The sequence below is a fragment of the Pseudomonas sp. Ma2-10 genome (assembly GCF_054330215.1).
The window spans coordinates 94380-120656 of record NZ_JBTEYL010000014.1 but is presented as its reverse complement, the minus strand read 5'-3'; the positions used below and the strand labels follow the sequence as shown (position 1 = coordinate 120656).

The 26277-nt window shown below is 57.4% G+C and carries 20 protein-coding genes, 4 tRNA genes, 1 pseudogene and 1 riboswitch; of the genes and pseudogenes, 6 read left to right on the top strand and 19 right to left on the bottom strand.

The features are described from left to right. Positions 1-553: 553 nt before the first annotated feature. Positions 554-630: transfer RNA gene (locus ACXPVS_RS17825), tRNA-Arg, on the bottom strand. Between the two features lie 291 nt (positions 631-921). On the opposite strand from ACXPVS_RS17825, the gene ACXPVS_RS17820 reads away from it, so the two are divergent. Together ACXPVS_RS17820 and ACXPVS_RS17815 are read left to right on the top strand one after the other, a co-directional pair. Further along, on the top strand, positions 922-1155 hold the full coding sequence (locus tag ACXPVS_RS17820; protein WP_458511099.1) for a hypothetical protein: 234 nt from the start codon (positions 922-924) through the stop codon (positions 1153-1155). Positions 1156-1178: 23 nt separating this feature from the next. Then, complete coding sequence (locus tag ACXPVS_RS17815; RefSeq protein ID WP_458511098.1) at positions 1179-1358, top strand: PA3371 family protein; 180 nt, start codon at positions 1179-1181, stop codon at positions 1356-1358. On the opposite strand, the gene phnN is transcribed toward ACXPVS_RS17815, so the two are convergent. Both phnN and ACXPVS_RS17805 read right to left on the bottom strand, forming a co-directional pair. Beyond that, positions 1333-1905, bottom strand: coding sequence for a phosphonate metabolism protein/1,5-bisphosphokinase (PRPP-forming) PhnN (gene phnN / locus ACXPVS_RS17810; protein ID WP_458511097.1), 573 nt, complete (start codon positions 1903-1905; stop codon positions 1333-1335). The two genes, ACXPVS_RS17815 and phnN, sit on opposite strands and share 26 nt — an antisense overlap. A 144-nt stretch (positions 1906-2049) precedes the next feature. Further along, positions 2050-2205: a hypothetical protein gene (locus ACXPVS_RS17805; RefSeq protein ID WP_458511096.1), complete on the bottom strand. Its 156-nt coding sequence runs from the start codon at positions 2203-2205 to the stop codon at positions 2050-2052. Positions 2206-2315: 110 nt separating this feature from the next. Here ACXPVS_RS17805 and ACXPVS_RS17800 point away from each other — a divergent pair, with 110 nt between their 5' ends. Beyond that, on the top strand, positions 2316-2642 hold the full coding sequence (locus ACXPVS_RS17800) for an Arc family DNA-binding protein (protein WP_003178899.1): 327 nt from the start codon (positions 2316-2318) through the stop codon (positions 2640-2642). 416 nt (positions 2643-3058) lie between these two features. Here the strand turns inward: ACXPVS_RS17800 and mgtE are convergent, their stop codons facing one another. Next, entirely contained in the window at positions 3059-4501 is a 1443-nt protein-coding gene (mgtE, locus tag ACXPVS_RS17795; protein WP_458511095.1) for a magnesium transporter, read from the bottom strand. A 319-nt stretch (positions 4502-4820) separates the two neighbouring features. Here mgtE and ACXPVS_RS17790 point away from each other — a divergent pair, with 319 nt between their 5' ends. Then, on the top strand, positions 4821-5339 hold the full coding sequence (locus ACXPVS_RS17790; protein WP_458511094.1) for a cell envelope protein SmpA: 519 nt from the start codon (positions 4821-4823) through the stop codon (positions 5337-5339). Between the two features lie 19 nt (positions 5340-5358). Here the strand turns inward: ACXPVS_RS17790 and ACXPVS_RS17785 are convergent. The 7 genes from ACXPVS_RS17785 to ltaE form a co-directional block, all read right to left on the bottom strand. Beyond that, positions 5359-5435 (bottom strand) — tRNA-Arg (locus tag ACXPVS_RS17785). A gap of 71 nt (positions 5436-5506) precedes the next feature. Then, positions 5507-5583, bottom strand: a tRNA-Arg gene (locus tag ACXPVS_RS17780). Positions 5584-5690: 107 nt separating this feature from the next. Next, positions 5691-5781 (bottom strand) — tRNA-Ser (locus tag ACXPVS_RS17775). Positions 5782-5843: 62 nt separating this feature from the next. Beyond that, a complete protein-coding gene (csrA, locus tag ACXPVS_RS17770) occupies positions 5844-6032 on the bottom strand; it encodes a carbon storage regulator CsrA (RefSeq protein WP_002554426.1) in 189 nt (62 codons plus the stop codon). A gap of 186 nt (positions 6033-6218) precedes the next feature. Next, on the bottom strand, positions 6219-7460 hold the full coding sequence (locus ACXPVS_RS17765; protein ID WP_458511093.1) for an aspartate kinase: 1242 nt from the start codon (positions 7458-7460) through the stop codon (positions 6219-6221). A gap of 91 nt (positions 7461-7551) precedes the next feature. Beyond that, on the bottom strand, positions 7552-10170 hold the full coding sequence (gene alaS, locus ACXPVS_RS17760) for an alanine--tRNA ligase (RefSeq protein WP_458511092.1): 2619 nt from the start codon (positions 10168-10170) through the stop codon (positions 7552-7554). A 146-nt stretch (positions 10171-10316) separates the two neighbouring features. Next, entirely contained in the window at positions 10317-11321 is a 1005-nt protein-coding gene (ltaE, locus tag ACXPVS_RS17755; protein WP_458511091.1) for a low-specificity L-threonine aldolase, read from the bottom strand. 195 nt (positions 11322-11516) lie between these two features. Then, positions 11517-11687, top strand: a riboswitch (FMN riboswitch). A 102-nt stretch (positions 11688-11789) separates the two neighbouring features. Here ltaE and ACXPVS_RS17750 point away from each other — a divergent pair. Then, positions 11790-12299, top strand: a complete 510-nt coding sequence (locus ACXPVS_RS17750) for a 6,7-dimethyl-8-ribityllumazine synthase (RefSeq protein ID WP_458511090.1) — start codon at positions 11790-11792, stop codon at positions 12297-12299. 50 nt (positions 12300-12349) lie between these two features. On the opposite strand, the gene astE is transcribed toward ACXPVS_RS17750, so the two are convergent. The 7 genes from astE to ACXPVS_RS17715 all read right to left on the bottom strand — a co-directional run bounded on the left by astE (position 12350) and on the right by ACXPVS_RS17715 (position 20041). Next, positions 12350-13360, bottom strand: coding sequence for a succinylglutamate desuccinylase (gene astE, locus ACXPVS_RS17745; protein ID WP_458511089.1), 1011 nt, complete (start codon positions 13358-13360; stop codon positions 12350-12352). 12 nt (positions 13361-13372) lie between these two features. Beyond that, positions 13373-13660 carry a hypothetical protein gene (locus ACXPVS_RS17740; protein WP_033056735.1) on the bottom strand — a complete coding sequence of 96 codons (288 nt, stop codon included), beginning with the start codon at positions 13658-13660 and terminating at the stop codon, positions 13373-13375. Positions 13661-13679: 19 nt separating this feature from the next. Then, entirely contained in the window at positions 13680-15026 is a 1347-nt protein-coding gene (gene astB, locus ACXPVS_RS17735; protein ID WP_458511088.1) for an N-succinylarginine dihydrolase, read from the bottom strand. A 54-nt stretch (positions 15027-15080) separates the two neighbouring features. Then, the gene (gene astD / locus ACXPVS_RS17730; RefSeq protein ID WP_458511104.1) at positions 15081-16550 is read right to left on the bottom strand and encodes a succinylglutamate-semialdehyde dehydrogenase; all 1470 of its coding nucleotides are present in this window, start codon (positions 16548-16550) and stop codon (positions 15081-15083) included. Further along, the gene (astA, locus tag ACXPVS_RS17725) at positions 16547-17572 is read right to left on the bottom strand and encodes an arginine N-succinyltransferase (protein ID WP_458511087.1); all 1026 of its coding nucleotides are present in this window, start codon (positions 17570-17572) and stop codon (positions 16547-16549) included. Before astA ends, astD begins: the two co-directional genes overlap by 4 nt. Positions 17573-17667: 95 nt before the next feature. Next, positions 17668-18687: an arginine/ornithine succinyltransferase subunit alpha gene (gene aruF / locus ACXPVS_RS17720; RefSeq protein ID WP_458511086.1), complete on the bottom strand. Its 1020-nt coding sequence runs from the start codon at positions 18685-18687 to the stop codon at positions 17668-17670. 133 nt (positions 18688-18820) lie between these two features. Then, positions 18821-20041 (bottom strand): aspartate aminotransferase family protein, encoded by a 1221-nt coding sequence (locus ACXPVS_RS17715; RefSeq protein ID WP_458511085.1) that lies wholly within the window; start codon positions 20039-20041, stop codon positions 18821-18823. A 289-nt stretch (positions 20042-20330) separates the two neighbouring features. On the opposite strand from ACXPVS_RS17715, the pseudogene ACXPVS_RS17710 reads away from it, so the two are divergent. Beyond that, positions 20331-25194 (top strand): annotated as a pseudogene (locus ACXPVS_RS17710) (dermonecrotic toxin domain-containing protein). A gap of 33 nt (positions 25195-25227) precedes the next feature. Here ACXPVS_RS17710 and argR read toward each other — a convergent pair. Further along, positions 25228-26208 carry a transcriptional regulator ArgR gene (gene argR, locus ACXPVS_RS17705; protein ID WP_458511084.1) on the bottom strand — a complete coding sequence of 327 codons (981 nt, stop codon included), beginning with the start codon at positions 26206-26208 and terminating at the stop codon, positions 25228-25230. Positions 26209-26277: the final 69 nt, after the last annotated feature.

Genomic DNA, 26277 nt, shown 5'->3' with positions numbered 1-26277 from the left:
CTTGTTGACTATCAGTCTGACTCCACAAGCACCCACACGAATTGCTTGATTCAGTTGTTAAAGAGCGGTTGGTTAAGATCTTTCGTCTCAACCGAGGCGTGCACTCTACAGCAAACGCCTTCAATTAGCACCCTTAAAAGCTCCTGATTTTATCAATAAAATCAATTACCTAGGCCAGACCAAGCATTGAACTGCTCGTTAGCGGGAGGCGAATAATACAGGATTAAAATACGCGGTCAACCCCCCACTGAAAATTCTTTTCCTTACCCATACAACAGACTGGCTAAATCGCTCAGCAGGCGCTTCGCAGCTTAATGTTTTTTAAGGACGACCAATAGAACACCGCCACCCCCGGCAGACGCTATTGTGACCAGAGTGAACTCACCAGCGCATCCACCCCTCTCCTTGATATGACGAAACAGCCATGAAAAAGCCCCGCCAGATATTTACCTGAGCGAGGCTTTTTATGCCTGAAGCAACCCGCTTGCACCCCACCCTACACCAACGAGGGTTTATCGGAGTGGTCATGAATTTCTAGAGGCCTTGAGTTATATGGTGTCCCAGGGCAGGTTCGAACTGCCAACCTTCCCCTTAGGAGGGGGATGCTCTATCCAATTGAGCTACTGAGACACAGATCGACCACGAAGAAACGAGATGCGATGGACGGCGTGCATATTAACGGGCAGGCCTGCTTTTGTCATGTCGTCCGTCGGCTTTTTAAGTGTAGGCAGAAGCCCCGCAGGAGCGTGGCTTCGTTTACCGTGCAAATTGCATCACCGCAAAAAGCCATCATTGCATAATGCAATGCAGGTGCTTTGGCGAGATATCTTAACTAATTGTTTTTAACGGGTTTAATTACCGATAGACGATTGGCATGCGAGCTGCTTTAGCTGTTCTCGAAGATCATCGGAGGCAAGCCTCATGAACAGCACCCTTTTACTCTCGAACGCGCTAGCTGCGGCGATTCTGCTGGCTTTTCATTTTGTCCCCGAGAGAGATGTTGAGCCAGTTGCTCAACGCATGCCTCATTACCTTCAGGTGCAAAGAGCACCTCAACTGGCGGTAATGAGCGATCAACGTAACGTTGTCAGCCAAGAAGTGAACCAGGAAGGCATTCTGCTGCCGGCTCAGTCTTCAGAGCGTTTGGTATTTTGAATCCCCCCAATCAGGAGCACCGCATGTCCAAATCAGCCGCCGGGTTTTTCATCCTCGCCTTACTGAGCGGCACTCTTCATCTGTCACTGGTCCAGGATACGACCCTCACCCTGCCTTTGGTCGCCAGCGGCGTGTTCGGTGCGCTGTTTGTGCTCGCGCTGATTGCCGGGCGCAAGATCAAGTTCGATCCTGTACTGCGATAATCCTCAACAGGTCCAGCAAATTGGCAACCGCGGCGGACAGCTCACCTGAATTGTCGAGTCGATGGTTGCGCGCATCTTCGCTCGAACCCTCTGCCGTGAATAATCCATTGCGATGCAACCTTGCTTCAATCTCCGCGAAACTTTCGCGACCACGGCGCAGCAAGCGCTCTCGCAGGATTTCATCCTGGACCGTCAAAAGAATAGGCAACAGCGTTGGATACCGCTGCAGCGCCTGAACCAGATGGCCGCGAGAACCGTTGACCAAGACATGCCGACCCTCATTGAGCCATTGATCTATTACGATCGGAATACCGTAATCCAGGCCATTGGCGTTCCAGCACAGCGCGAAATCGCCCTCGGCCCTGTGTTGCTCGAACTCTTCCCGGGAAACGCCGATCGCATCTTCGCCCACTGATTCGGCTGAACGTGTGATGACCCGACGCATGACTTCACAATTGAGCGCCTGCAACGGCTCTCGAGCGGCTTCGATGAGGCTGTCCTTGCCGGACCCAGAAGGCCCCATCAAGTAAATCAGCCTGCCATCCATCTTGAAATCACCCTCCACTGCACGTCTTCCCCTAGTAAATCGGCCAATTGCCACTATTCTGTACAAGTAAGGAACACTGATCGAATGATCGAATGATCGAATGATCGAATCTGCACAGCATGCGCCTTCAGGAGTCTCACGACATCACCTGCCGGGCAAGAGGAGGCGGTCAGTAATACGGACCAGCGCAAACTTTTCAAACCAGTCCGCATTTCTGATAATTGGTGCTGGCATAACGCCTTTATCCAGTTCAATATTTGTCACAGAATTGACGCCAATGAACTGGCTACTTTGAGGCATGATGCGAGCCTCTATCAATTCAGGTTGAACATTTGGCCAGACCGCTTGTCCTATCAGACATCCTGCGGCCAATCCCGAGAACCGCTCCCCTGAACTAACCGGTTAAATATATGCGCCCATTGAAACAGGCAATTTATTCCAGCCGTACGGCTGACAAGTTCGTCGTACGTCTGCCAGACGGAATGCGTGAACGCATTGCCGAGGTGGCTCGCAATCATCATCGCAGCATGAACTCCGAAATCATCGCGCGCCTTGAGCAAAGCCTTATTCAGGAAGGCGCGCTAGGCGAAGAATTGAGCATGCGCCTGGACAGCCCGGAGCTGTCACTGCACGAACGTGAACTGCTGCAACGCTTCCGCCAACTCTCCCACCGTCAGCAGAACGCTCTTGTTTCGCTGATTGCGCATGATGCCGAAATGGCCGCAGACGCCTCCTGATTTCATCCGAAAGCTCAAGCCAGCTTACTCGCTGGCTTTTTTTTGCCTGAAATCCAGTCATTAAAAACCCACCGAAACAGACCGTGTAAAAAGCACTGATGTTGATCCCAATCAAACGCCCCGACTTGTTCGAGGCGTTCGATTTTTTGTGGGCAGCAGACAAAAAGGGCGTTTCAGCTCTTGCGCCGTCGAGTTGTCGCAGCAAAAACCGAGCACGCCCAAACAGCCACTGCGATAGGTTGTCGGTTGGTTGGTCGAAGAACGCCTACGCCTTGCCGCAGGCGTGACTTGACCGATTCGGCAGTGACCGTCAGTTCATCTTGCTGCGGGCCATAACGAAAAATGCTCCGTATCTTTCGATACGGAGCATTTTCTTTAAGTGCTGCTCGGATTGGCGGGGTTTTAGCCTTGGCAAGTCAGAGCAGGAAAATCGTCGCCAGCCCGAGAAAGATGAAGAACCCGCCGCTGTCCGTCATGGCGGTGATCATCACACTGGCGCCCATCGCAGGATCGCGCCCAAGCCGCGCCAGGGTCATGGGAATCAACACCCCCGCCAATGCCGCCAGCAACAGGTTGAGCGTCATGGCAGCGGTCATCACAACCCCCAGAGACCAACTGCCATACAGCAGATAGGCGACGACACCGATCACACCGCCCCACACCAGACCATTGATCAAACCTACCGCCAACTCCTTGCGCATCAGACGCGAAGTATTGCCGGTGCTGACCTGATCCAGTGCCATGGCCCGAACGATCATGGTGATCGTCTGGTTGCCCGAGTTACCGCCGATACCCGCCACGATCGGCATCAGTGCCGCCAACGCCACTAATTTCTCGATGGAGCCTTCGAAAAGACCGATCACCCGGGAGGCGATGAACGCGGTGACCAGGTTAACTGCCAGCCAGGCCCAACGGTTACGCAGGGATTTCCAGACTGACGCAAAAATATCTTCTTCTTCGCGCAGGCCCGCCATGTTGAGAACTTCGTTTTCGCTCTCTTCACGGATCAGGTCGACCATTTCGTCAATGGTCAGACGACCGATCAGCTTGCCGTTCTTGTCGACCACAGGCGCCGAGATCAAGTCGTAACGCTCGAACGCCTGAGCAGCGTCATAGGCGTCTTCGTCCGGATGAAAACTCACCGGATCGCTGGCCATGACTTCTGAAACCTGCTTTTCCGGGTCGTTGACCAGCAAGCGCTTGATTGGCAGCACGCCCTTGAGCACGCCGTCGTAATCGACCACGAACAGTTTGTCCGTATGGCCTGGCAGCTCCTTGAGGCGGCGCAGGTAACGCAAAACCACTTCGAGACTGACATCCTCACGGATCGTCACCATCTCGAAGTCCATCAGCGCACCGACCTGCTCCTCGTCGTAGGACAACGCAGAGCGGACGCGCTCACGCTGTTGACCATCGAGGGTTTCCATCAGTTCGTGGACGACGTCTCGCGGCAGCTCGGAGGCCAGATCAGCAAGTTCGTCGGCGTCCATGTCCTTGGCCGCAGCCAGGAGTTCGTGATCGTCCATGTCGGCGATCAGCGTTTCACGAACCGAATCGGATACCTCAAGCAGAATGTCGCCGTCGCGATCGGCCTTGACCAATTGCCAGAGCGTCAGACGATCGTTCAGCGGCAACGCTTCAAGAATGTAGGCGACGTCGGCAGAGTGCAAATCATCGAGCTTGCGTTGCAACTCGACGAGGTTTTGCCGGTGAACCAGGTTCTCGACCCGGTCGTGATGCGGACCTTCCTGGCGGTGAGTCAGGTCTTCGACCACCCGCTGACGCTGCAGCAGCTCAACAACTTGAGCGAGGCGGTCCTGCAGGCTTTCCTGCGTTTTCTTTACTTCAACTTCAGACATAGGCGAACTCCACTCCCAGCAGCAGGGCACGCCGGAAGGATCAATCAGTCAATTCATGATTGGAAAAACGGGGTACTGAGTAACTACTGGGTAAGTCCATGGAGGTATTCCACAAGCCCCGGCGGGGCTGACGGGCGCAATGATACACCGCCCGACGGTTTTAAACGTTAAAAAATCGTGGCTGAAACAAGCGCTTGCAAGACAAACCTGAGCGCCGCCCGATCCATCAGACTGCGACGACTCATCCTGAAAAGAAAACACACCACAGCTGAAAAATGTAACGACTACCCTTCAGATGGACCGTCATGGAGGACGTTTAATGCCATCCAATGCATATTATTTTTTATTGATCACCCTGCTCTGCCCATCACCCTGGGCACTTGCCACGACCGTTCACCGCTGCGAGGCGACCGACGGCCGCATCACCTTCACTGCATTGAGCTGCAAGGCCGGAGACAGCCTTTCGCTGCAGGATGTCCGCACCTTCACACCAGGCAGCGTGACCCCTCTCATTCCGGAAGCCGAGAATCGGGAAACATCAGGTATGAAAATCAAAAGGAGAGATCCGACTGTCGTCGGCAAGACCGAAGACAAATGTGGAAACCTCATCAGCGCCAGAGAGCGCCGCGAAGCGATCATCAATCAGCGGGTTGTCGCCGGCATGAGTCAGCAGGACGTCGAAAGCGCCCTTGGCAAGCCAGACAAGATCAGTGTTCGCAACTCGGCCACGAGCTACCGTTACGACACCCAGCGAGGTCGTAGCGCACACGTTGAGTTCAATGAGAGAGGATGCACCAAAGGAAAAGCCAAATCCCAGACGGCAAAAAGCCCGCGTTAAACGCGGGCTTTTTGGTGTTTGGTGCACTCGACAGGATTCGAACCTGTGACCGCTCGGTTCGTAGCCGAGTACTCTATCCAGCTGAGCTACGAGTGCATTTGTGTTTTTATACCAGATCACAACTGGTTGAAGCCAAGTCACTCACATTACTGCAAACAACTCTTAAATGGTGCACTCGACAGGATTCGAACCTGTGACCGCTCGGTTCGTAGCCGAGTACTCTATCCAGCTGAGCTACGAGTGCATTTGTTGCCGCGCATTATAGGCCGTTTAATCTCTATGTAAAGCACTTTTTCTAGTAATTTCAAACACTTACCGAAGAAGCCAGATTACAACGTACTACGCAAATAATGGCGGAGAACGGGGGATTCGAACCCCCGACACCCTTTTGAGGTGTACTCCCTTAGCAGGGGAGCGCCTTCGGCCACTCGGCCAGCTCTCCGCAACACGGGGCGTATATTAACCAGCTTCTTCCCCGTTTGCAAACATAAAAAACGATAAAAATTAATGGCTTGGTTCTTCGTCCTTCTCTTTCTTTATACGCAGGTAAATTTCCTCACGGTGGACCGCAACCTCTTTCGGGGCGTTGACACCGATACGCACTTGATTTCCTTTGACGCCGAGCACGGTCACGGTGATTTCGCCATCACCAATAATCAGGCTTTCTGCGCACCGACGAGTCAGAATCAGCATACCTTTCTCCTCACGCATTTCATTTCAGGGACAACAGTCTGCAAAAAAAAGGCACTGGACCTACAACCGGAACGATTGCAGCCCTACATGCCTGAGTATTGACTAGCGCGAGCAAAAGGACAGCCTCAAGTCGCACCATTCAAAAAAACAAAGGGCGCGGTCAGACCGCGCCCTTAGGCAAACGCATCACTCGCCCTGTCGGGCCGGTGCGTCCAGTTCGAAAGCCGTGTGCAGAGCACGCACAGCCAGTTCCAGGTACTTCTCTTCGATCACTACGGAGACTTTGATTTCCGAAGTCGAGATCATCTGGATGTTGATGCTTTCCTTGGCCAGGGATTCAAACATGCGGCTGGCCACGCCTGCGTGGGAGCGCATGCCGACACCGACGATCGACACCTTGGCAATCTTGATGTCGCCAACGACTTCACGGGCACCGATCTCGCGAGCGGTGTTTTCCAGCACGGTTTGCGCTGCCTGGAAGTCATTGCGATGCACGGTGAAGGTGAAGTCGGTGGTGTTATCGTGCGCAACGTTCTGCACGATCATGTCGACTTCGATGTTCGCGCCGCTGATCGGACCGAGAATCTTGAATGCAACGCCCGGGGTGTCTGGCACGCCACGGATGGTCAGCTTGGCTTCATCGCGATTAAAAGCGATGCCAGAAATGATCGGCTGCTCCATGGTTTCCTCTTCATCAATAGTAATGAGGGTGCCCGGACCCTCTTTGAAGCTGTGCAGTACGCGCAGCGGTACGTTGTACTTGCCGGCGAATTCCACCGCACGGATCTGCAACACCTTGGAACCGAGGCTGGCCATTTCCAGCATCTCTTCAAAGGTAATCTTGTCCAGGCGCTGAGCCACGGACACCACACGCGGATCGGTGGTGTAGACACCGTCGACATCGGTGTAGATCTGGCATTCGTCAGCCTTCAAGGCTGCCGCCAGCGCCACGCCAGTGGTGTCGGAACCGCCACGACCGAGGGTGGTGATGCTGCCGTGCTCGTCGACACCCTGGAAACCGGCGACAACAACCACACGACCGGCCTTCAGATCGCCACGAATCTTCTGGTCATCAATCTGCAAGATACGCGCTTTATTGTGCGCACTGTCCGTCAGAATCCGCACCTGATTGCCGGTGTAGGACACTGCTGGCACCCCGCGCTTGATCAGCGCCATGGCCAACAGCGCAATCGTCACCTGCTCACCGGTGGAGACGATCACGTCCAGCTCACGAGGAACTGGCTGAGCGTCGCCACTGATTTGCTTGGCCAGATCGATCAAACGGTTGGTTTCGCCGCTCATTGCAGACAGTACAACTACCAGGTCATCGCCAGCATCGCGGAATTTCTTAATCTTGTCCGCGACCTGCTCGATTCTCTCGACAGTGCCGACCGAGGTGCCTCCAAATTTCTGTACGATCAAAGCCATTTCAAAGCCGCCTCTGCCCATGAAGGGCGCCCAAATAATCACTCAAACAGCTTTCCGGCCCGCCACTAGACTGCGAGCCGGACACACTGCCTTATAGACCCTGCTCTACAAATGGAACAGTCAGGGCCAATGCCGCATCCAGTGCGCCAGCGTCAGTACCACCGCCTTGTGCCATGTCTGGACGACCGCCGCCCTTCCCGCCCACTGCCGCAGCGGCTTGCTTCATCAAATCACCGGCTTTGAGTTGGCCAGTCAGGTCTTTGGTTACGCCTGCAACCAAAACGACCTTTTCCTCATGGACACTGCCGAGCAGGATCACTGCTCGGCCGAGTTTGTTTTTCAGTTGATCGACCAGCGCCAGCAGCGCCTTGCCGTCCTGACCGTCCAGACGCACGGCCAGCACTTTCACGTCTTTGACATCCAGGGCGGAAGCCGACAGATCGTCGCCCGCCGCGCTGGCAGCCTTGGCCTGCAACTGCTCGAGTTGCTTCTCCAGCAGACGGTTGCGCTCCAGCACAGCCGACAGCTTGTCGATCAGGTTGTCGCGGCTACCCTTGACCAGGCTGGCCGCTTCCTTGAGTTGTTCTTCAGCAGCGTTCAAGTATGCCAGCGCCGCGGCGCCAGTGACCGCTTCGATACGACGTACGCCGGAGGCCACACCGCCTTCGCTGATAATTTTCAGCAGGCCGATGTCGCCAGTCCGGTTAGCGTGGATACCACCGCACAGCTCGACGGAGAAATCACCGCCCATGCTCAGTACGCGCACGCTGTCGCCGTACTTCTCGCCGAACAGCGCCATAGCGCCCTTCTGCTTGGCGGTTTCGATATCGGTTTCTTCGGTTTCAACTTCGGAGTTCTTGCGAATCTCTGCGTTGACGATGTCTTCCAGCGCCTTCAACTGCTCAGGCTTGATGGCTTCAAAGTGGCTGAAGTCAAAGCGCAGGCGCTGACTGTCGACCAACGAGCCTTTCTGCTGAACGTGGTCGCCCAACACCTGACGCAACGCTGCGTGCAGCAAGTGAGTCGCCGAGTGGTTCAGCGAAGTCGCGTGACGCACTTCGGCATCAACGTGAGTTTCTACCGGCGCGCCGATGGTCAGGCTGCCCGACGCCAGCACGCCGTGATGCAAGAAGGCGCCACCCGTTTTGGTGGTATCGCGTACGTCAAAGCGCGCGTTGCCGACCTGAAGGAAACCGCAGTCGCCAATCTGACCGCCGGATTCAGCGTAGAACGGCGTCTGGTTCAGTACCACCACGCCCTCTTCGCCTTCACTGAGGACGTCGACCGATCGGCCATCTTTATAGATAGCGACAATTTTGGCCGAACCGCTGCTGGCCTTGTAACCGGTGAACTCGGTCGCCACGTCAACCTTGACCAGCGTGTTGTAGTCCAGACCGAACGAGCTGGCCGAGCGAGCACGAACACGCTGAGCTTCCATTTCGCGCTCGAAACCGCCTTCGTCAACCGTCAGGTTACGTTCGCGAGCGATGTCAGCGGTCAGGTCCATCGGGAAACCGTAGGTGTCATACAGCTTGAACACCACGTCGCCCGGCACCACGGTGCCTTTGAGTTCCAGCAGATCCTGCTCGAGAATCTTCAGGCCGTGCTCCAGGGTTTTGGAAAACTGCTCTTCTTCAGCCTTGAGCACGCGCTCGATATTGCCCTGTTGCTGCTTGAGCTCCGGGAACGCTTCGCCCATCTCGGCGACCAGCCCCGCGACGATCTTGTAGAAGAAGCTGCCGGTTGCGCCCAGCTTGTTACCGTGACGGCACGCACGACGAATGATCCGACGCAGCACGTAACCACGGCCTTCGTTGGACGGCAGCACGCCGTCGGCAATCAGGAAACCGCACGAACGGATGTGGTCTGAGACGACTTTCAGCGACGACTGATCGTCGTTGCTGCAGCCGATAGCCTTGGCCGATGCGCTCAACAGGTTCTTGAATAGGTCGATTTCATAGTTGGAATGAACGTGCTGCATCACCGCACTGATCCGCTCCAGGCCCATACCGGTATCTACCGATGGCGCTGGCAACGGATGCAACACGCCATCGGCGGTGCGGTTGAACTGCATGAACACGTTGTTCCATATCTCGATGTAACGGTCGCCGTCTTCTTCCGGCGAACCCGGTGGACCGCCCCAGATGTGGTCGCCGTGATCGTAGAAAATCTCGGTGCAAGGGCCGCACGGGCCGGTATCGCCCATGGTCCAGAAGTTATCGGACGCGTACGGCGCACCTTTGTTATCGCCGATGCGAATCATGCGCTCGACCGGAACACCGATTTGTTTGGTCCAGATGTCGTAAGCCTCGTCATCCGAGGCATAGACCGTTACCCAGAGTTTTTCCTTGGGCAGTTTCAGGACACCGGTCAGAAAGGTCCAAGCGTAGGTAATCGCATCGTGCTTGAAATAGTCACCGAAGCTGAAGTTACCCAACATTTCAAAAAACGTGTGGTGACGAGCGGTATAACCGACATTTTCCAGGTCACTGTTCTTGCCGCCGGCGCGCACGCACTTCTGGCTGCTGACCGCGCGGGTGTACGCGCGCTTTTCCTGGCCCAGGAAACAGTCCTTGAACTGGTTCATCCCCGCGTTAGTGAACAGCAGGGTTGGGTCGTTGCCCGGAATCAAAGAGCTGGAGGCTACACGGGTGTGGCCTTGCTCTTCGAAGAAGCGAAGGAAGGCTTCACGGATTTCTGCGCTTTTCATTAGGTTCTTCCACGGAGGCTGCGGCCAAAGGCCTGTGCGAAACGTCAACAGACGAAGCGACGGCAAAGGGCCGCATTATATCGGCCCTGCGCGCGGGGTACAGCGTGTTTATACGATAGAAACGGTCAATTGGACCGCTAACGCAATCAGTTGCGTGAAAACTCGACGAATGTCGCAACGACCTGCTCGATTTGAGCGCGACTGACGTCCATGTGCGTGACCATGCGCAGACGTCCGGCAGCGCTCAGTTTGATCCCGCGTTCGCCGGCAAACGCCTTGATGGCTTCGGCCTTGTCGCCCATCTGCACGTAAACCATGTTGGTCTGCACCGGCTCGACCTCGTAACCCGCCACTCGCAAGCCTTCGGCCAGCAACTGCGCATTGGCGTGGTCATCCGCCAGACGCTGAACATGGTTATCCAGCGCGTACAAACCTGCTGCCGCCAGAATCCCGGCCTGGCGCATCCCGCCGCCGACCATCTTGCGCAGGCGTCGCGCCTTGCCGATCAACTCGACCGAGCCGCACAGCACCGAACCGATCGGCGCGCCCAGGCCTTTGGACAGGCAGACCGATACGGAATCGAAGTGCTGAGTAATTTCCCGGGCATCGACACCCAATTTGACCGCCGCGTTGTACAGTCGCGCGCCGTCCAGGTGCAGCTGCAAGCCATGCTCACGGGTCAAGCTTCGAGCCTGCGCCAGATACTCCAGCGGCAAAACCTTGCCCTGCATGGTGTTTTCCAGCGCCAGCAAGCGAGTCCGGGCGAAGTGAAAGTCGTCCGGTTTGATCGCGGCCGCCACGTGGGCCAAGTCCAGCGAACCATCAGCCCGCACTTCCAGTGGCTGTGGCTGGATCGACCCGAGCACGGCTGCGCCGCCGCCTTCGTACTTATAGGTATGGGCCTGCTGGCCGACGATGTATTCGTCACCGCGTTCGCAGTGGGCCATCAAGCCCAGCAGATTGCTCATGGTGCCCGTCGGGACAAACAGTGCCGCGGCAAAACCCAGCCGTTTTGCCAGTTCGGCTTCCAGACGATTGACCGTCGGATCTTCGCCGTAAACGTCATCACCGGTGGCCGCGCAGGCCATCGCGTCGAGCATCCCTGCGGTCGGTTGGGTGACGGTGTCGCTGCGAAGATCAATAACGCTCATGAATCAGGCCTCGGTAAGCAGGGGAAATCCCTTTCAGTCTGGAATTACTGCGGTCATGCAGACGAATAATCAACCCTTGGGTAGGAAATGGCTTCCTGAAGCGACGAAAAAATCGATAGCAATCATCAGATAGCAGCAATGCACAGGTGAGGAATATGTGTTAAAAACGCTTCGCTGCCAAACAATCTGGTGGCAAAACGTTCTCAGGGCGGGGTGCAACTCCCCACCGGCGGTAATTGCGCGCAATGCGCATAGCCCGCGAGCGCTTGGCGACCGGCACGGCAATGGCTGTGATGGCGGCAAGGTCAGCAGACCCGGTGTGATCCCGGGGCCGACGGTCATAGTCCGGATGAAGAGAGAACGGGATTGGCGCCAAAGGGCCGTCCGCAGGCACTCGTGCGAGCGTGCGTACCCTTAAATCCCATTCGATCCATATGCCCTGTTTTTTACATAAACAGGAGTCAGAACATGCAACCCACCGCAATCGATAGCAAAAGCAAAAACCATCAGGGCGAGCGCGTTGCGTTCATCCAGGCCTGCTGGCACAAAGAAATCGTCGACCAGAGTCGTCAGGGCTTTGTGGCCGAAATGATTGCTCAGGGTTATCAGGAATCGGAGATCGATTTCTTCGAAGTCGGCGGCGCCTTTGAAATACCGCTACACGCCAAGCTGCTGGCCAAGTCCGGTCGTTATGCCGGCATCGTCGCGGCGGGCCTGGTAGTCGACGGCGGCATCTATCGCCACGAATTCGTCGCCCAGTCGGTGATCAGCGGTCTGATGCAAGTTCAGCTGGAAACCGAAGTGCCGGTGTTCTCCGTGGTTTTAACCCCGCACCACTTCCATGCTGGTGAAGAACATCAGAAGTTCTTCTTCGAGCACTTTGTGCATAAAGGCCAGGAAGCGGCGAAAACGTGCGCCGATACGTTGCACAAGATGCGTGCGCTGCGTCGTAGCGAGCCCCGCGCGGTAGCCGTCTAGTTGAATGATCGTTCCCACGCTTGTGGGAACGATCTTTACAGCGGCGTCAGTTATGCGAGGTTTTCGTCGATAGTCGGCACAATCAGGATGCCTGCGCGCAGGCCGTTCTTTACCTTGGGGTTCGGGAAGATGATCCGGGCACCTTCCTCCTCAATGATCCACCGGGTCAGGGCGATGTCTTCGGCCAGCAGGTAACCCACTTCCAGCTCCGAAAAGTTCTCGATGTCTGCTGGCAGGTTCAAGCGGAAGCTATCGCTGTGCTTGATGATTTCTCGCGCCACACTAAATAGCTGTAAACCGTCCAGCGCCTCTTCGGTCTGGGCCGGCTCGTTGCCTTCGATAATCTGTTTGAGACGGGTTTCCAGCAGGTCGACGTTGACCCCATCGTTCTGCCCGAATGGCCGCGCCTTACCCAACTCGAGGGTAAAAGACTCGGCACCGAGTTTGTCGTAAGTGTAGGAACTGAAAACGATGGACGGCTTGTTTTGCAGCAGCACCGCTTCCATGCCGGCAGCGCGAAGGCGCGCCAGTTCCAGGCGTGAATGCTGACGGCCTTCTTTCCAGGGGTACAGTGCGAACTGCTCAATTTTCGAGCCACGAATCGCGGTGTGAAGGTCGTAGTGCAGACGGTTGCGATCCGGCAAGCTGAAAAAACTCGCCGCCAGCCGCTCCAGTTCACACGCGCGCAGAGCTTCGGAGCCGCTGCTTTGTTCGTGACGACCGTTGAACAGCCGATTGACGTCCTGCTCGATGAAACGCTCGCCTTTGCGAATCGCTTCCGGGTTACCGAACAGGAACAAAATACGTGTACGCGGCTTCAAGTCGCCGCGGGCAATGTCGTGCAACAGGCGATCAAGCAACTCGATCGGAGCTGTTTCATTGCCATGGATGCCGGCCGATAGCAGCAGGTCCAGGCCGTTGTCGCGGGCCTCAGGTGGCCGGACTTCCAGCGCACCTTCGCTCAACCAGCGCATGCGCACGCCTTCGACAGTCAGTTGAGTCTTCTCCGCCGGTTCGCGGCCGGCGAGGGTCAGTTCAAGCAGTTTGCCGAGGGCGAGCATAGAGCGGTTTCCTTAGTGGTCGTGTGCGCAATCCGGGCCGTGCACGTGGTCTTCGTCACCGACTTCAGCCGGTTCCATTTCCAGTTGCAGACTTACCAGATTAGTCGCCAATGGGCGCAGCAGCAGGTTTGCGTATTCAGCGTCACCTTCTTCGACGTCCACGCCAATCAGCAATTGGCCACGACCGTCTTGCTGAATCCACAGCTCTTTGCCTTGCCACATGACCGCGACGCGGGTGCAGGAGGTTTCCAGTTGCGTGCCGTCGGTGTCTTCAAGGATCAGCTGCAGGGTATCGCTCATGTTTTTACGCTCTCGACGTTCAATTGATCTGGAATGGATAAACCGCGCCCAGTTTAAGGATTTGCGTCAATTCATCCAGTGCCGTCCGGCACTCAAGCAGCAATTGCGGGTCCGCGAGATCGTTTTCGGTCATGCGGTCGCGGTAGTGCTTGTCGACCCATTCGGTCAGCGTGCCGTACAACGGTGCCGTCATGATAACCCCTGGGTTGACGGCTGCCAGTTCGGTTTCATTCAGTGCCACGCGCAACCGCAGGCAAGCCGGGCCACCACCGTTTTGCATGCTCTGCTTCAGATCGAACACTTTGACTTCGCGGATCAGGCCGCCGGAGCTGGTCAACCCTTGCAGGTACTGCCAGACACGCTCATTGCCACGGCATTCTTCCGGCACGATCAACAGCATCGAGCCGTCAGGACGCGACAGCAGTTGACTATTAAACAGGTAGGAACGAACGGCGTCTTCCACAGCGACCGCGGAACGCGGTACGCAGATCGACTGAAATTTCCCACCGACTTTGGCGAGTTTGCTTTGCAATTCAGCGAGCATCTGCTCGGTGTCGAGGAACGCGTCCTCGTGATAGAACAGCACCTCGCCGTTACCCACCGCGATCACATCGTTGTGGAACACGCCCTGATCGATCACCGAAGGGTTCTGCTGAGCGTAGACCACGCCGTCATCGCTCAAACCGTGCAGGCGGACAACCGCCTGGGAGGCTTCGAGGGTCTGGCGGGCCGGGTATTTCTGCGGTGCCGGGTAACGGGTGTCGAAGGCGCTGCGACCGAACACGAAGAACTCGACGCCCGCTTCGCCGTACTCACGGCAAAAACGGGTGTGGTTGGCTGCGCCTTCGTCACCGAACTGTGCCACGGCCGGCAAGGCGGCGTGGTGAGCGAAGTGTTTTTGGTCAGCGAACATCGCCCCCAGCACGCGACTGGTGGTGGGGTGTTCGATGCTGCGGTGATATTTGCAGTTCAGGTTGGCTGCGGTGAAATGCACACGACCATCCGCGGTGTCGGCGCTCGGGCTGACGGTGGCGGCGTTAGCCACCCACATGCTCGACGCCGAGCAACTGGCCACCAGCAACGGCATCGCGTCTTTAGCCGCCTGCTCTATCACCTGAGCGTCGGTGCCGCTGAAACCCAAACGACGCAGGGCTGCCACGTCCGGGCGCTCCTGTGGTGCGAGCACGCCCTGTTGAAAGCCCATTTCCATCAGCGATTTCATTTTCGCCAAGCCTTGCAGCGCAGCTTCCTTCGGGTTCGAAGACTGCTGGCTGTTGCTCTGGGACGCGACGTTGCCGTAGGACAAACCGCCGTAGTTATGGGTCGGCCCCACTAGACCGTCAAAATTGACTTCATAGGATTTCATCAGCGAGGCTCCACGCATCTGTTTTTTATAGGCATCAAAAAGCTAAGGATTGTCTTACGACATCCGCACGCCGGGTGTCAGCGCGGTCGGCAAGGTCAGGCTCGGTGTTTCCAGCGAAGCGACCGGGTACGCGCAGTAATCTGCCGCGTAGTAGGCGCTGGCGCGGTGGTTGCCCGAGGCGCCGACACCGCCGAATGGCGCGCTGCTCGCAGCACCGGTCAGCTGTTTATTCCAGTTGACGATACCGGCACGGCTTTCCAGCCAGAACTGCTGATAACGTGCCTCGGAATCCGACAGCAGACCGGCAGCCAGGCCAAAATCGGTATCGTTGGCTTCAGCGATCGCTGCCTCAAAATCAACGTAGCGGATCACTTGCAGCAGCGGGCCGAACAGCTCTTCGTCAGGGCGATCAGCCACTGCCGTGACGTCCAGAATACCAGGGGTCAGCAAGGCGGCTTGAGCTTGAGGTTGAGTCATTTCCAGCAGCGCGACTGCGCCGTTGCCCAGCAGATGCTCTTGCGCATCCATCAGTACTTTCGCAGCGCCGAGGGAAATCACCGAGCCCATGAACGGTGCCGGTTGCTGATCAAATGCGCCGACTTCAATCGTACGGCTGACCGCCACCAGACGCGCCAGCAGTGTGTCGCCCCAGGCGCCCTGTGGCACCAGCAAGCGGCGGGCGCAGGTGCAACGCTGACCTGCGGAAATAAACGCAGACTGAATGATGGTGTAAACGGCAGCATCGAGGTCTGCGACCTGCTCAACGACCAGCGGGTTGTTACCGCCCATTTCCAGCGCGAGGATCTTGTCTGGACGACCGGCAAACTGTTGGTGCAAATAATTGCCAGTGCGGCTGGAGCCGGTGAAGAACAAGCCATCGATGCCTGGGTTCGCCGCCAGGGCAATACCGGTTTCGCGAGCGCCTTGCAGCAGGTTCAACACGCCTGCCGGCAGACCGGCTTCGATCCAGCACTTGACTGTCAGCTCGGCAACTTTCGGCGTCAGCTCACTTGGTTTGAACAGCACGCTATTACCGGCCAGCAGCGCCGGAACGATGTGACCGTTCGGCAAGTGACCCGGGAAGTTGTAAGGCCCGAACACCGCGACCACTCCGTGTGGCTTGTGACGCAACACGGCGGTGGCGTCGCCTAACGGGCCGCTCTTCTCGCCGGTACGTTCGCGGTAGCTCTGCACCGAAATCGCAATCTTGTTGACCATGCTGGTAACTTCGGTCGCTGCTTCCCACAAAGGTTTGCCGGTTTCCTCACCGATAGTGCGAGCCAGTTCGTCAGCATGGTTCTTCAGCGCAGCGGCAAAGGCCTCCAGCACGGTGATGCGCTCTTCCAGGGTACGCCGGGCCCAGCTAGGGAATGCCTGGCGCGCGGCTTGCACGGCCGACTCAACCTGAGCAGTGGCAGCGCCTTCGCCGGCCCACAGCACTTGTTGGGTTACCGGATTCAGCGACTGAAAGGCTTCACCCTGGCCAGCCAGCCATTCACCTGCGATGTATAGCGAATTCATTATTTCGGCTCCCTGGCAGCGGACAACGGAACGGCGCGCACTTGATCGCCGGCGTTTAGTTGAAGACGTTTGGCCGTCAGTGGGTCGACCACCAGCGTGCCGGCGGCGAAACGTGCAGGAGCAGCAGTGATCCGACAGTCTTCGCGCTTGCGGTTATGAATCAGGAACGGTGTGGCGTCGTCACCCGGCGTGCCGATAGCCAGCACCAGCGCCTGGCTGTCGCGCACTGCGCGGATTTTGCCGGTTTCGCACTCCACCGCAGGACCGGCGTCGAAGATGTCGACGTAGCCCTGATAGCTGAAACCTTCGCTTTTGAGCATGGCCAACGCCGGCTCGGTGTCCGGATGAACCTGACCGATCACGTTGCGCGCATCTTCCGACAGGAAACAGGTGTAAAGCGGGAATTTCGGCATCAGTTCGGCGATGAATGCCTTGTTGCCCACGCCAGTCAGGTAGTCAGCCTGGCTGAATTCCATCTTGAAGAAGTGACGCCCCAGGCTTTCCCAGAACGGCGAACGCCCCGCTTCATCGGACATGCCGCGCATCTCGGCGATGATCTTGTTGCCGAACAACTGCGGGAACTCGGCGATGAACAGCATCCGCGCTTTGGCCAGCATGCGACCGTTGAGGCCAGTGCGGTAGTCGGCGTGCAGGAACAGCGAGCACAGCTCGGAATTGCCGGTCAGGTCGTTGGCCAGGAACAGCGTTGGAATTTCGCGATAGATGTTCAACTCTTGCGAAGCGCTGACGGTCAGGCCAACCCGGAAGTTGTACCAAGGCTCACGCAGACCGACGGCGCCAGCGATGGCGGAAATACCCACCACACGGCCGTCATCATCTTCGAGCACGAACAGGTAGTCCGCATCGCCCCGCCCGGCTTCGCCGCGGAAGGTCTTCTCGGCCCAGCCGACCCGATGGGCCAGACGCTCTTCGTTGGCCGGCAAGGTGGTCAGGCCAGTGCCGGTGCTGCGGGCCAGGTCGATCAGAGCGGGTAAATCGCTGCTGCGTACGGGACGAACGATCATGCTATCTCCTCAAACGGGCCGCTTGCGCCACCCGTGAAACTCGCTGCTTTTTAGGCATTCTTTCCAAGCATTCTTTCCAGGCGTAGCGGCAGGTGTTAAACCGCCACCAGGCGCACGCTGGCACCTTCACCGACGCCCAAAGCTTCAGCCGCCTCAAGATCCAGGGTCACGGGTTTGCCCGGCGCGTAATCGAGCTCAAGCAAAACGGCGCGGTAGTCCTGCAATTGGGCGTTGGCCACCAGGTACTGACGACCGGCGCCTTTGACCGGCTCGCCGATTTTCACCGGGACTACTCGGCTCTGGGCGATCGAACGGATCCCTGAGACACGGGCGTGCAGGGTCGGCCCGCCGTCGAAAATATCGATGTAATGATCAGTTTCGAAGCCTTCGCGCATCAGGATGTCGAAGGTGATCTGCGCCCGCGGGTGCACCTGGCCCATCGCCTCTTGAGCGGAGTCCGGCAGCAGCGGCACATAGATGGGGTAATGCGGCATCAATTCGGCCAGGAACGTCCGGCTCTTCAGACCGCACAGACGCTCGGCAGAGGCGTAGTTGAGGTCGAAGAAATTACGACCGATGGCATCCCAGAACGGCGAATTACCGTTTTCATCGCTGTAACCGACGATCTCGGTCACCACAGAATCGGCAAAACGCTCCGGATGGCTGGCCACGAACAACAAGCGACCCCGGGAGTTGAGCTCCGACCAGGCCGACCCCACCAGCTCCGGCTGCACGTAGAAACTGGTCAGCAAACTGTTGCCGGTCAGGTCGTGGCACTGGGACAGCACGTGGATCTTGTTATGAATCTTCAGCTCGCGGGAGGCATGCACAAAGGTTTCATTACGGAAGCTGTAGAACGGCTCGGAATAACCGGCCGACGCAACGATGGCCGAGCAGCCCACCAACTTGGCGGTGACGGTGTCTTCGAGGACGAAGAAATAGCTCTCTTCACCATTGAAGCTGACTTCGGCGGCGAACGAGGCTTCGCTTGCAGCGATCTTGTCGCTCAGGCGTTCAACGTCATCCGGCAAGGAAGTGACACCAATCGGGCTGTCCGCAGCCAGACGCTGTACCTCGCCCAGATCAGCCATTTGCGCGGGGCGCATCACCAGCATGGTGTCACTCCTTACTTAACTTCAGGTTGGCGAATTGCGCCAACTCGGGGGGAAAAATGCCGGGCAGGCCCGGCACAGGAAAATTGTCTCAGCGCCGATCTATAACGATAGGCGTTGAGAAGCACTGCATGAATCAGGCTTGAGTCAATTTCGCCGCAGCGCGCTCGAAACGGTCCAGACCGGCATCGATATCGGCGTCTTCAACCACCAGGCTTGGCGCAAAACGAACCACATCCGGGCCGGCTTGCAGAATCATCAGGCCTTCTTTTTCAGCGGCGTTGAAGATGTCCTTGGCCTTGCCTTTCCAGGCATCGTTCAGCACGCAACCGATCAACAGGCCCATACCACGGACCTGGGTGAACAGGCCGTACTTCTTGCCGATCTGTTCCAGGCGGGCCTTGAATTTGTCGTGCTTGGCGTTGACGCCGGCCAGCACTTCAGGGGTATTAACCACGTCGATCACGGCTTCAGCGACAGCGCACGCCAGCGGGTTACCGCCATACGTGGTGCCGTGAGTGCCGACGACCAGGTGTTTGCCCAGGTCTTCAGTGGTCAGCATCGCGGCGATCGGAAAACCACCGCCCAGGCTCTTGGCGCTGGTCAGGATGTCCGGGATCACGCCGTACTGCTGGTAGGCGAACAGCTTGCCGCTGCGGCCCATACCGGTTTGCACTTCGTCGAAGATCAGCAGCGCGTTGTGCGCGGTGCACAGTTCACGGGCGCCTTGCAGGTACTCGAGTTCGGCCGGAATCACGCCGCTCTCGCCCTGGATCGGTTCCAGAACCACAGCGCAAGTCTTGTCGGAAATAGCGGCTTTCAAAGCAGCCAGATCGTTGAACGGCACGTGGGTGATACCGGTGATCTTCGGACCGAAGCCATCGGAGTACTTCGACTGACCACCGACGTTCACGGTGAACAGGGTACGACCGTGGAAGCTGTTGAGCGCGGCGATGATTTCGTACTTCTCGCTGCCGAAACGATCGAAACCGACACGACGGGCCAGCTTGAAGGCGGCCTCGTTGGCTTCGGCACCGGAGTTGCAGAAGAACGCGCGCTCGGCAAAAGTAGCGTCGATCAATTTATGGGCCAGACGCAAGGCCGGCTCATTGGTGAAGACGTTGGACACATGCCACAGTTTGTTCGCCTGCTCGGTCAAGGCACTGACCAGCGCCGGGTGCGCATGGCCCAATACGTTAACGGCAATCCCGCCGGCGAAGTCGATCAGCTCGCGGCCAGACTGGTCCCAGACACGGGAACCGGCGCCACGCACTGGGATGAAAGCGGCAGGCGCGTAGTTGGGAACCATTACCTGGTCGAAATCGGCGCGTTGTACCGCAGCGTGCTCAACGGACATCGGAGTCTCCTGATGAGGAACACTCGCCTGAAACTGGCGAGCGATGGGGGGGATTGTAAGGACAGTTTTCAGCCCGGCCTTGCCGCCAAGCGACAACTTCTTATAGCGCAAACCCCGGTTTCAGCCGGGTTTACGGCAATGCGACATATAGCGTCGCAAAGGCGCAGTTTAAACTGCCGGCACAGGTTATAGGCAGGGTTGTCCAACGGTGCGGTAAATATGTACCGCACGGAACCGATCATCGTCTGTTTTGCTGGCGGCTCATTCAAAAACGCTAAGGGAATAGCGCATGAGCCGATACGAGAACGATCGCCTTTCCACTACTGGAGGCAGTGAATCCGCTACGCAACCGGACGATCACTATCATCACCTGTTCAACAATCTGCCAGCCTGGGTATTAGAAGCATCGTCCAGTACACACCGCGCCCTCAAGAACGCCACGCTTATGACGCCGGGCTGGCATGGCACCGCAACACCCCAGCAGCACCAATCGCTGAAAAAAATCAGCCAGGAACACTGGACCCATCGAAATCGTCTGGACTCGATGCTGTCGAAGCTGCGAAACGCACAAGCCTTTGCCGAGCCGCTGCTGAGCGAGGCCCTGAAAACCCGATTTGACCTGGATCTGGACGTCAAAACCACTTTCCTGCGCCTGTACATCCCTCAAACCGCGCCGCTTTTCGGAATCAAGACGGGTGCCGCGCGCACCTGGACAGTGTCGATGCTCGACGCCGCCCTGCATAACTTCCAGGAATCGGAAACAGCGGCAGGGGCTTACGAGTCAACCTCGACGTTCATCACCAAACCTTCGCCCACAGGGCTGTTCGATACGCTGCCGACGGTCAAGCAAAAGCTCACTATCCCGGCCTTTACCCGGCTATGCCGGGAACTGGATATCGGCGCCCGGTACAACGCTTACCTCAAAGACAATCTGGGGCTGTCCAACCCGGTAGCCGGCGCGGTGTTGAAATCGAAGGTGATCGGCTCACACAAAACAGCACTCCAATCTGCACTGCAGATGGCGCAAGCCCAAAAGGATATTTCAGCGGATGCCCATCTCTCGATCCTGCGCACTCTGGAAGGGCGTTCGGGTGCTCGAATGGATGGGCAGCCGCTATACGGTCACAACCTGACAATGATGTCCTCTTCGCTGACTGGCATTGTGATATTCGCAGCGAACCTGGAGCGCGCTCGCACGGCAACACGGATCATTGCCTACATTCCCGATGATCCAGAGCACCCTCTCAAGGAATACCCGAATACATTAGCGTTCATGGCCGAACTGACCCGCAAACTGCGCTCGCCCGCTTATCAAACGTTCTTCAGTCGTTTCGTCGACCACAAGGAAAGAGGACATTTTTTCGCGGACCTCAACCGTCGCCTCCAGAGCGCGACCTGGCATCAACACCGACATGGCGACCCACTGCCGAGCTGGCGCGAAACGCCCATCGACAAGCCTGACTTGCGGTTTTCGGCGATCCCGTTCAGAGCGAACCTGTGGAACCATCTCTATGAGCGACAGTTGAACAAGGTTCTCAACGATGCAAGCACGCTCGCCGTCTCCACCGCCACGGCTGACAGCAATGTGCGATGGGAGTTGTGGAGCGCCTTCAGCAAAGTGGTTTCAACGGTCCTTGAAATCGCGACGTTCGTTGCGCTGCCTTTCGTTCCGTTTCTCGGCGAATTAGTGCTGGGCTACATGGCCTACCAGTTACTCGACGAAACCTTCGAAGGCATAGTGGACCTGACGGAAGGGCTGAAAACAGAAGCGTTCGGGCATCTGATGACGTTCGTCGAAACGGTGGTTCAGGTGGGGACATTTGCGGTGGGCGGCGCCATCGCTGCCCGGACCTTCCGACGCCTGCTCTCTCGTGAAGCTATTGCGCTTGTCGACCCACTCAAACTCGTCACAACACCCGAAGGAAAAACCCGCTACTGGAAGCCGGATCTCAAGCCTTACGAACAAGCACTCATTTTGCCCGAAGGAGTAAAACCCGATCATCTCGGCCTCTATCAACACGAGGGCAAGACGCTGCTGCCACTGGAGGGAAAACTGTATGCCGTAAAGCCCGACCGCGTGCCCGGCACGTTTCGGATTGAGCACCCGAACCGAACCGACACCTATCAACCGCCTCTGCTGCATAACAGCCACGGTGCCTGGCACACAGAACTGGAGCAACCGCTGAACTGGGACCGGGAAAAGGTCCTGCGCCGCCTCGGCCATAGCGTCGAGTCGCTCACCCACGCCGAGCGCGAACAGATCCTGCGGGTCAGCGGTTACCACGACAACGTAGTGCGCGAAATGCATGTCGAACACTATCGTCCGCCTTCGTTGCTGACAGACACGATCAAGCGTTTCAGGATCAATCGGGACATCGAAACCTTTATCGAACAGATCGGCAGCGACCAACCCGAACGCTATCGGAAGGCCGATGTGACCCTGCAGCATCAATTGCTGACCGGATTCGATTCCTGGCCTGTCGACACGCCAATGCCGGCGCCGGAAACCCAAACGCAAACCTTCAGAAAACAAACGGCCGAACTCGCCCGAAAGCGCCAAAAATCGCTGTTCGATACACGCTATCGCACACAGGAAAAAACCGATAATCAGCACCTTCAGCCACTGCTCGACGGCGTGAAGGGATTGCCGACCGATGTCGCGCAAGAGCTGGTGAGCAATGCCACCGGAACCGAATTACGTCAATTGCACAACGGGCGCGCGCCGCAACGACTCAAGGAGGCGGCACTAAAAGCCATGGAGGCCGTACGCGCAACCCGAGCCTATGAAGGCCTTTATGCCGACGTCTTGGACAACACCGACACTCACCGACTGGCTTTGCAAAGCCTGAATTCGCTGCCCGGTTTTGCCGCCGAGCTGCGTATTGAAGTGAGGGATTACACCCATGATGGACTTCTCCGCGACAGCATTGGCCTGGCCGATGCGCCAACCTTGAAAACACTGGTGCGCGCCGAAGGTGGCACTTACCAGGTTTATCAAGACAGCAAATCGGTGCCCGGTGATTTTTATCAGGGACTCTTTCAAGCGTTGCCGAAAGCACAGCGTAATGCGTTGAGCCCATCGATTACTGATGCTCAGACACTCAAACAACACATCACCGAACATGCCCTGGACCAACCGACACTACGCAAGCTGTTCGCAAAAAAACCCAATCGAAAACCGTTCTACGACCCGACGACCATGCGCTTGCCTGGCGGCTCGGATGGATACAGGCACAGCCCTTCCCTGACGCCGTCCCTCAACGACCGTGTTCTCGAGGTTTACCCCAGTCTTTCCGAGGAGGAGCTCAAGTCTGTTGTTCTCCAGTTACAAACGCATCCCGACGGCGCTCGCATGGAGCTCTCTCGCCTGTCCCGCGAGCTCTCGCGTCTGCATCAGGACCTGAACACCTGGATAAATGACTCGCCCACTGTTCATCCGCAAACCCGAGCCCCCTTGAACGAACTGGAACGACAGGCTGCTCAACACAATCGCAGGTTGCTGGCCCAGGAAATCCAGCGCAGCTGGCGCCGACAATCAGAGCAGCACTTCAATGGCCCGGATGACACGCCACGCTATGCGCTCAGATTTGCCGAGCCGATTCTTGGCGATCTACCGACGCTGACGGCCGATTTCCCCCATGTGTCATTGCTGTCCCTTGAAGGGACTCATGCGGTGCAGGGTGTTCCCGAGTTTCTTCAGCGCTTCACCAGCTTGCGCCAGCTCGATTTAAAACGCTTTTCCCTGACCTCCCTCCCCGAGGCCGTTCCTCGAATGACGGCGCTTGATGCGCTGGTGTTAAGCGATTGCGCAATCAGGTTTGATGCAGCCAACTGGGCGAAACTGTCTTCATTGAACAAACTGGTCATGCTGGATCTGTACCAGAACCCGTTCACCAAGGTGCCCAGTGTCGAATCTATGCCTGAGCTTGTTTACCTGGACCTGAGCCGTACCGGCCTGACCGACATTCCCGACAGCGTAGTTCGCCACCCCAAACTTGATACCGCCAAGCTGCTACACAACAGCATCAGTGAGCTGCCTTCGCCATTATTCGAAAGCCCGGTGTACACCAAACGCGCAATACACCTGACGCACAATCCGCTTTCGGATAACGCCCGACAACTGATCAAGCATCACTACTTCGACAGCTCATACGATTTAGGTATCTATGCCCCAGAGGCGGACATCAACCGAGTCAGGGCGCTGTACCCTAACCTGGAGGTCGAACAGGCGAGCGAGTTTGTCTATGAACTGTCAGGCACACTGGCAGACGGCCGGATCGAGCTGACAAACCTTGAAGCGGAATTGGCACACCTGAGCAACGACTTGGCGGCATGGGCCGCCGATCTTCCGGCCCAACACCCGTTGACGGGCGAACCTTTCACCGCCCAACAACAGCTTGTCGAGCACATGAACCGCGACCAGTTCAAACAGACACTGGAACAGTGCTGGCGGCATGAAAGCGCACAGGATGATTTCAATGAGGCGCTGGAGCCCACCTATGAACTCGTTCGAGTCCTGCATCAACGGCGAACTGCCTACCCTGAGCGCCGACTTCAGTCATGTGACATCACTGGAGTTACGCAGCGCCGACGGAGTGACCCGCGCCGGGCATTTCCTGGCGTCTTTTCCCAACCTCAAAAGCCTTAGGCTTCGCGACGGTCATCTGGGCAACATTCCAAATGCGGTGTTCCAGATGGGTCAATTGCGGTCGTTGTCGCTCCCTGAATGCCGCATCACCCTGTCGCCGGAATCGGCAAGCGCGTTGGCGAGACTGGACAAACTCGACTACCTCGACCTGAGCGCCAACCCACTAGGGCAAACACCAGACTTGAGCCAGATGCCTGACCTGGCGACCGTTCTGCTCCATGACACGGGCATCACCGAAATACCGCCGGGGCTGTTCCAACTGGCGGAACTGGATTGGGCAGACCTGAGCACAAACGCAATCACCGAAGCACCAAGCGACATTCTGCAACTGTCGCTGGATATCGCAGAGAACATCAGCTTTAGAGGCAACCCATTTTCCGAGGAGAGCCTGTTACGGCTAATCAGCTATTACGAACGCACCGGGGCGGACTTCGGTGTGCAAGAGGTGATCGATCGAGGTGAAATAGACGCTTCGTCGAGCGAGAGCTCCGCAGTCGACGAATAAAGCCGCCTTCAGCTCACGGCGTGGAATGCATTATCACCCACGCTCGGATGGCACCGACGACAACTCAAACGGGCTGCTGCTGCGCCGCTGATTGCGATCTTCGCGCGGCGTGGCACCGAAGAAGTTGCGGTAGGCGCTGGAGAAGTGCGGGCCCGAGGAGAAGCCACACGACAGGCCGATCTGGATGATTGACTTGCTGGTTTGCATCAACATCTGCCGGGCCTTGTTCAGGCGTAGCTCCAGGTAATACTGGCTCGGCACTCGGTTGAGGTATTGCTTGAAGATACGCTCCAACTGCCGACGGGACACGCACACATGCTGGGCGATTTCGTCAGTGGTCAGCGGCTCTTCAATGTTGGCTTCCATCAGCAACACGGCTTGCGTGAGCTTCGGATGGCTGGACCCGAGACGATTTTGCAGCGGAATGCGTTGGCGCTCGCCGCCCTCGCGGATACGCTCGACCACCAGCTCTTCCGACACCGCGCCCGCCAGTTCGGCGCCATGGTCACGGGCCAGCACGGCCAGCAGCAAGTCGAGTACCGACAGGCCGCCGCACGCGGTCAGGCGATCGCGATCCCAGTCAAACAAATGACTGGTGGCAATGACTTTCGGGAAACGTTCGGTGAAGTCGTCCTGCCAGCGCCAGTGCACGGCAGCGCGATAACCGTCGAGCAAACCCAGTTGGGCCAACGGGTAAACACCGGCAGACAAACCACCGATCACGCAACCGGCACGCACCAGTTGTTTCAGCGCGCTACTTAGCGCCGGCGCGAGCGTGGTCGGTGGCTCATCGGCGAGCAGAAACAGTTTCTGGAAGTTTTCGAGCTTGCCGGCCCACGGTTCACCCGGTAATTGCCAGGCGCCTTCGGTCGGCGGTTCGACCTGCAAAAACGACAGTTCGTAGACAACGTCCGGATGCACACGCTGGGCAACACGCAAGGCCTCCTCAGCCAGCGCAAGCGTCAGTGCTTTAGTGCTGGGCCAAATCAGGAAACCAATTCGATGGGCAGTCATGGCGGGCAATCCGAAACGAAAACACTGTTAGAAGCCAAAAGCGGCTGCAACCAAATTAGATCATCTGGC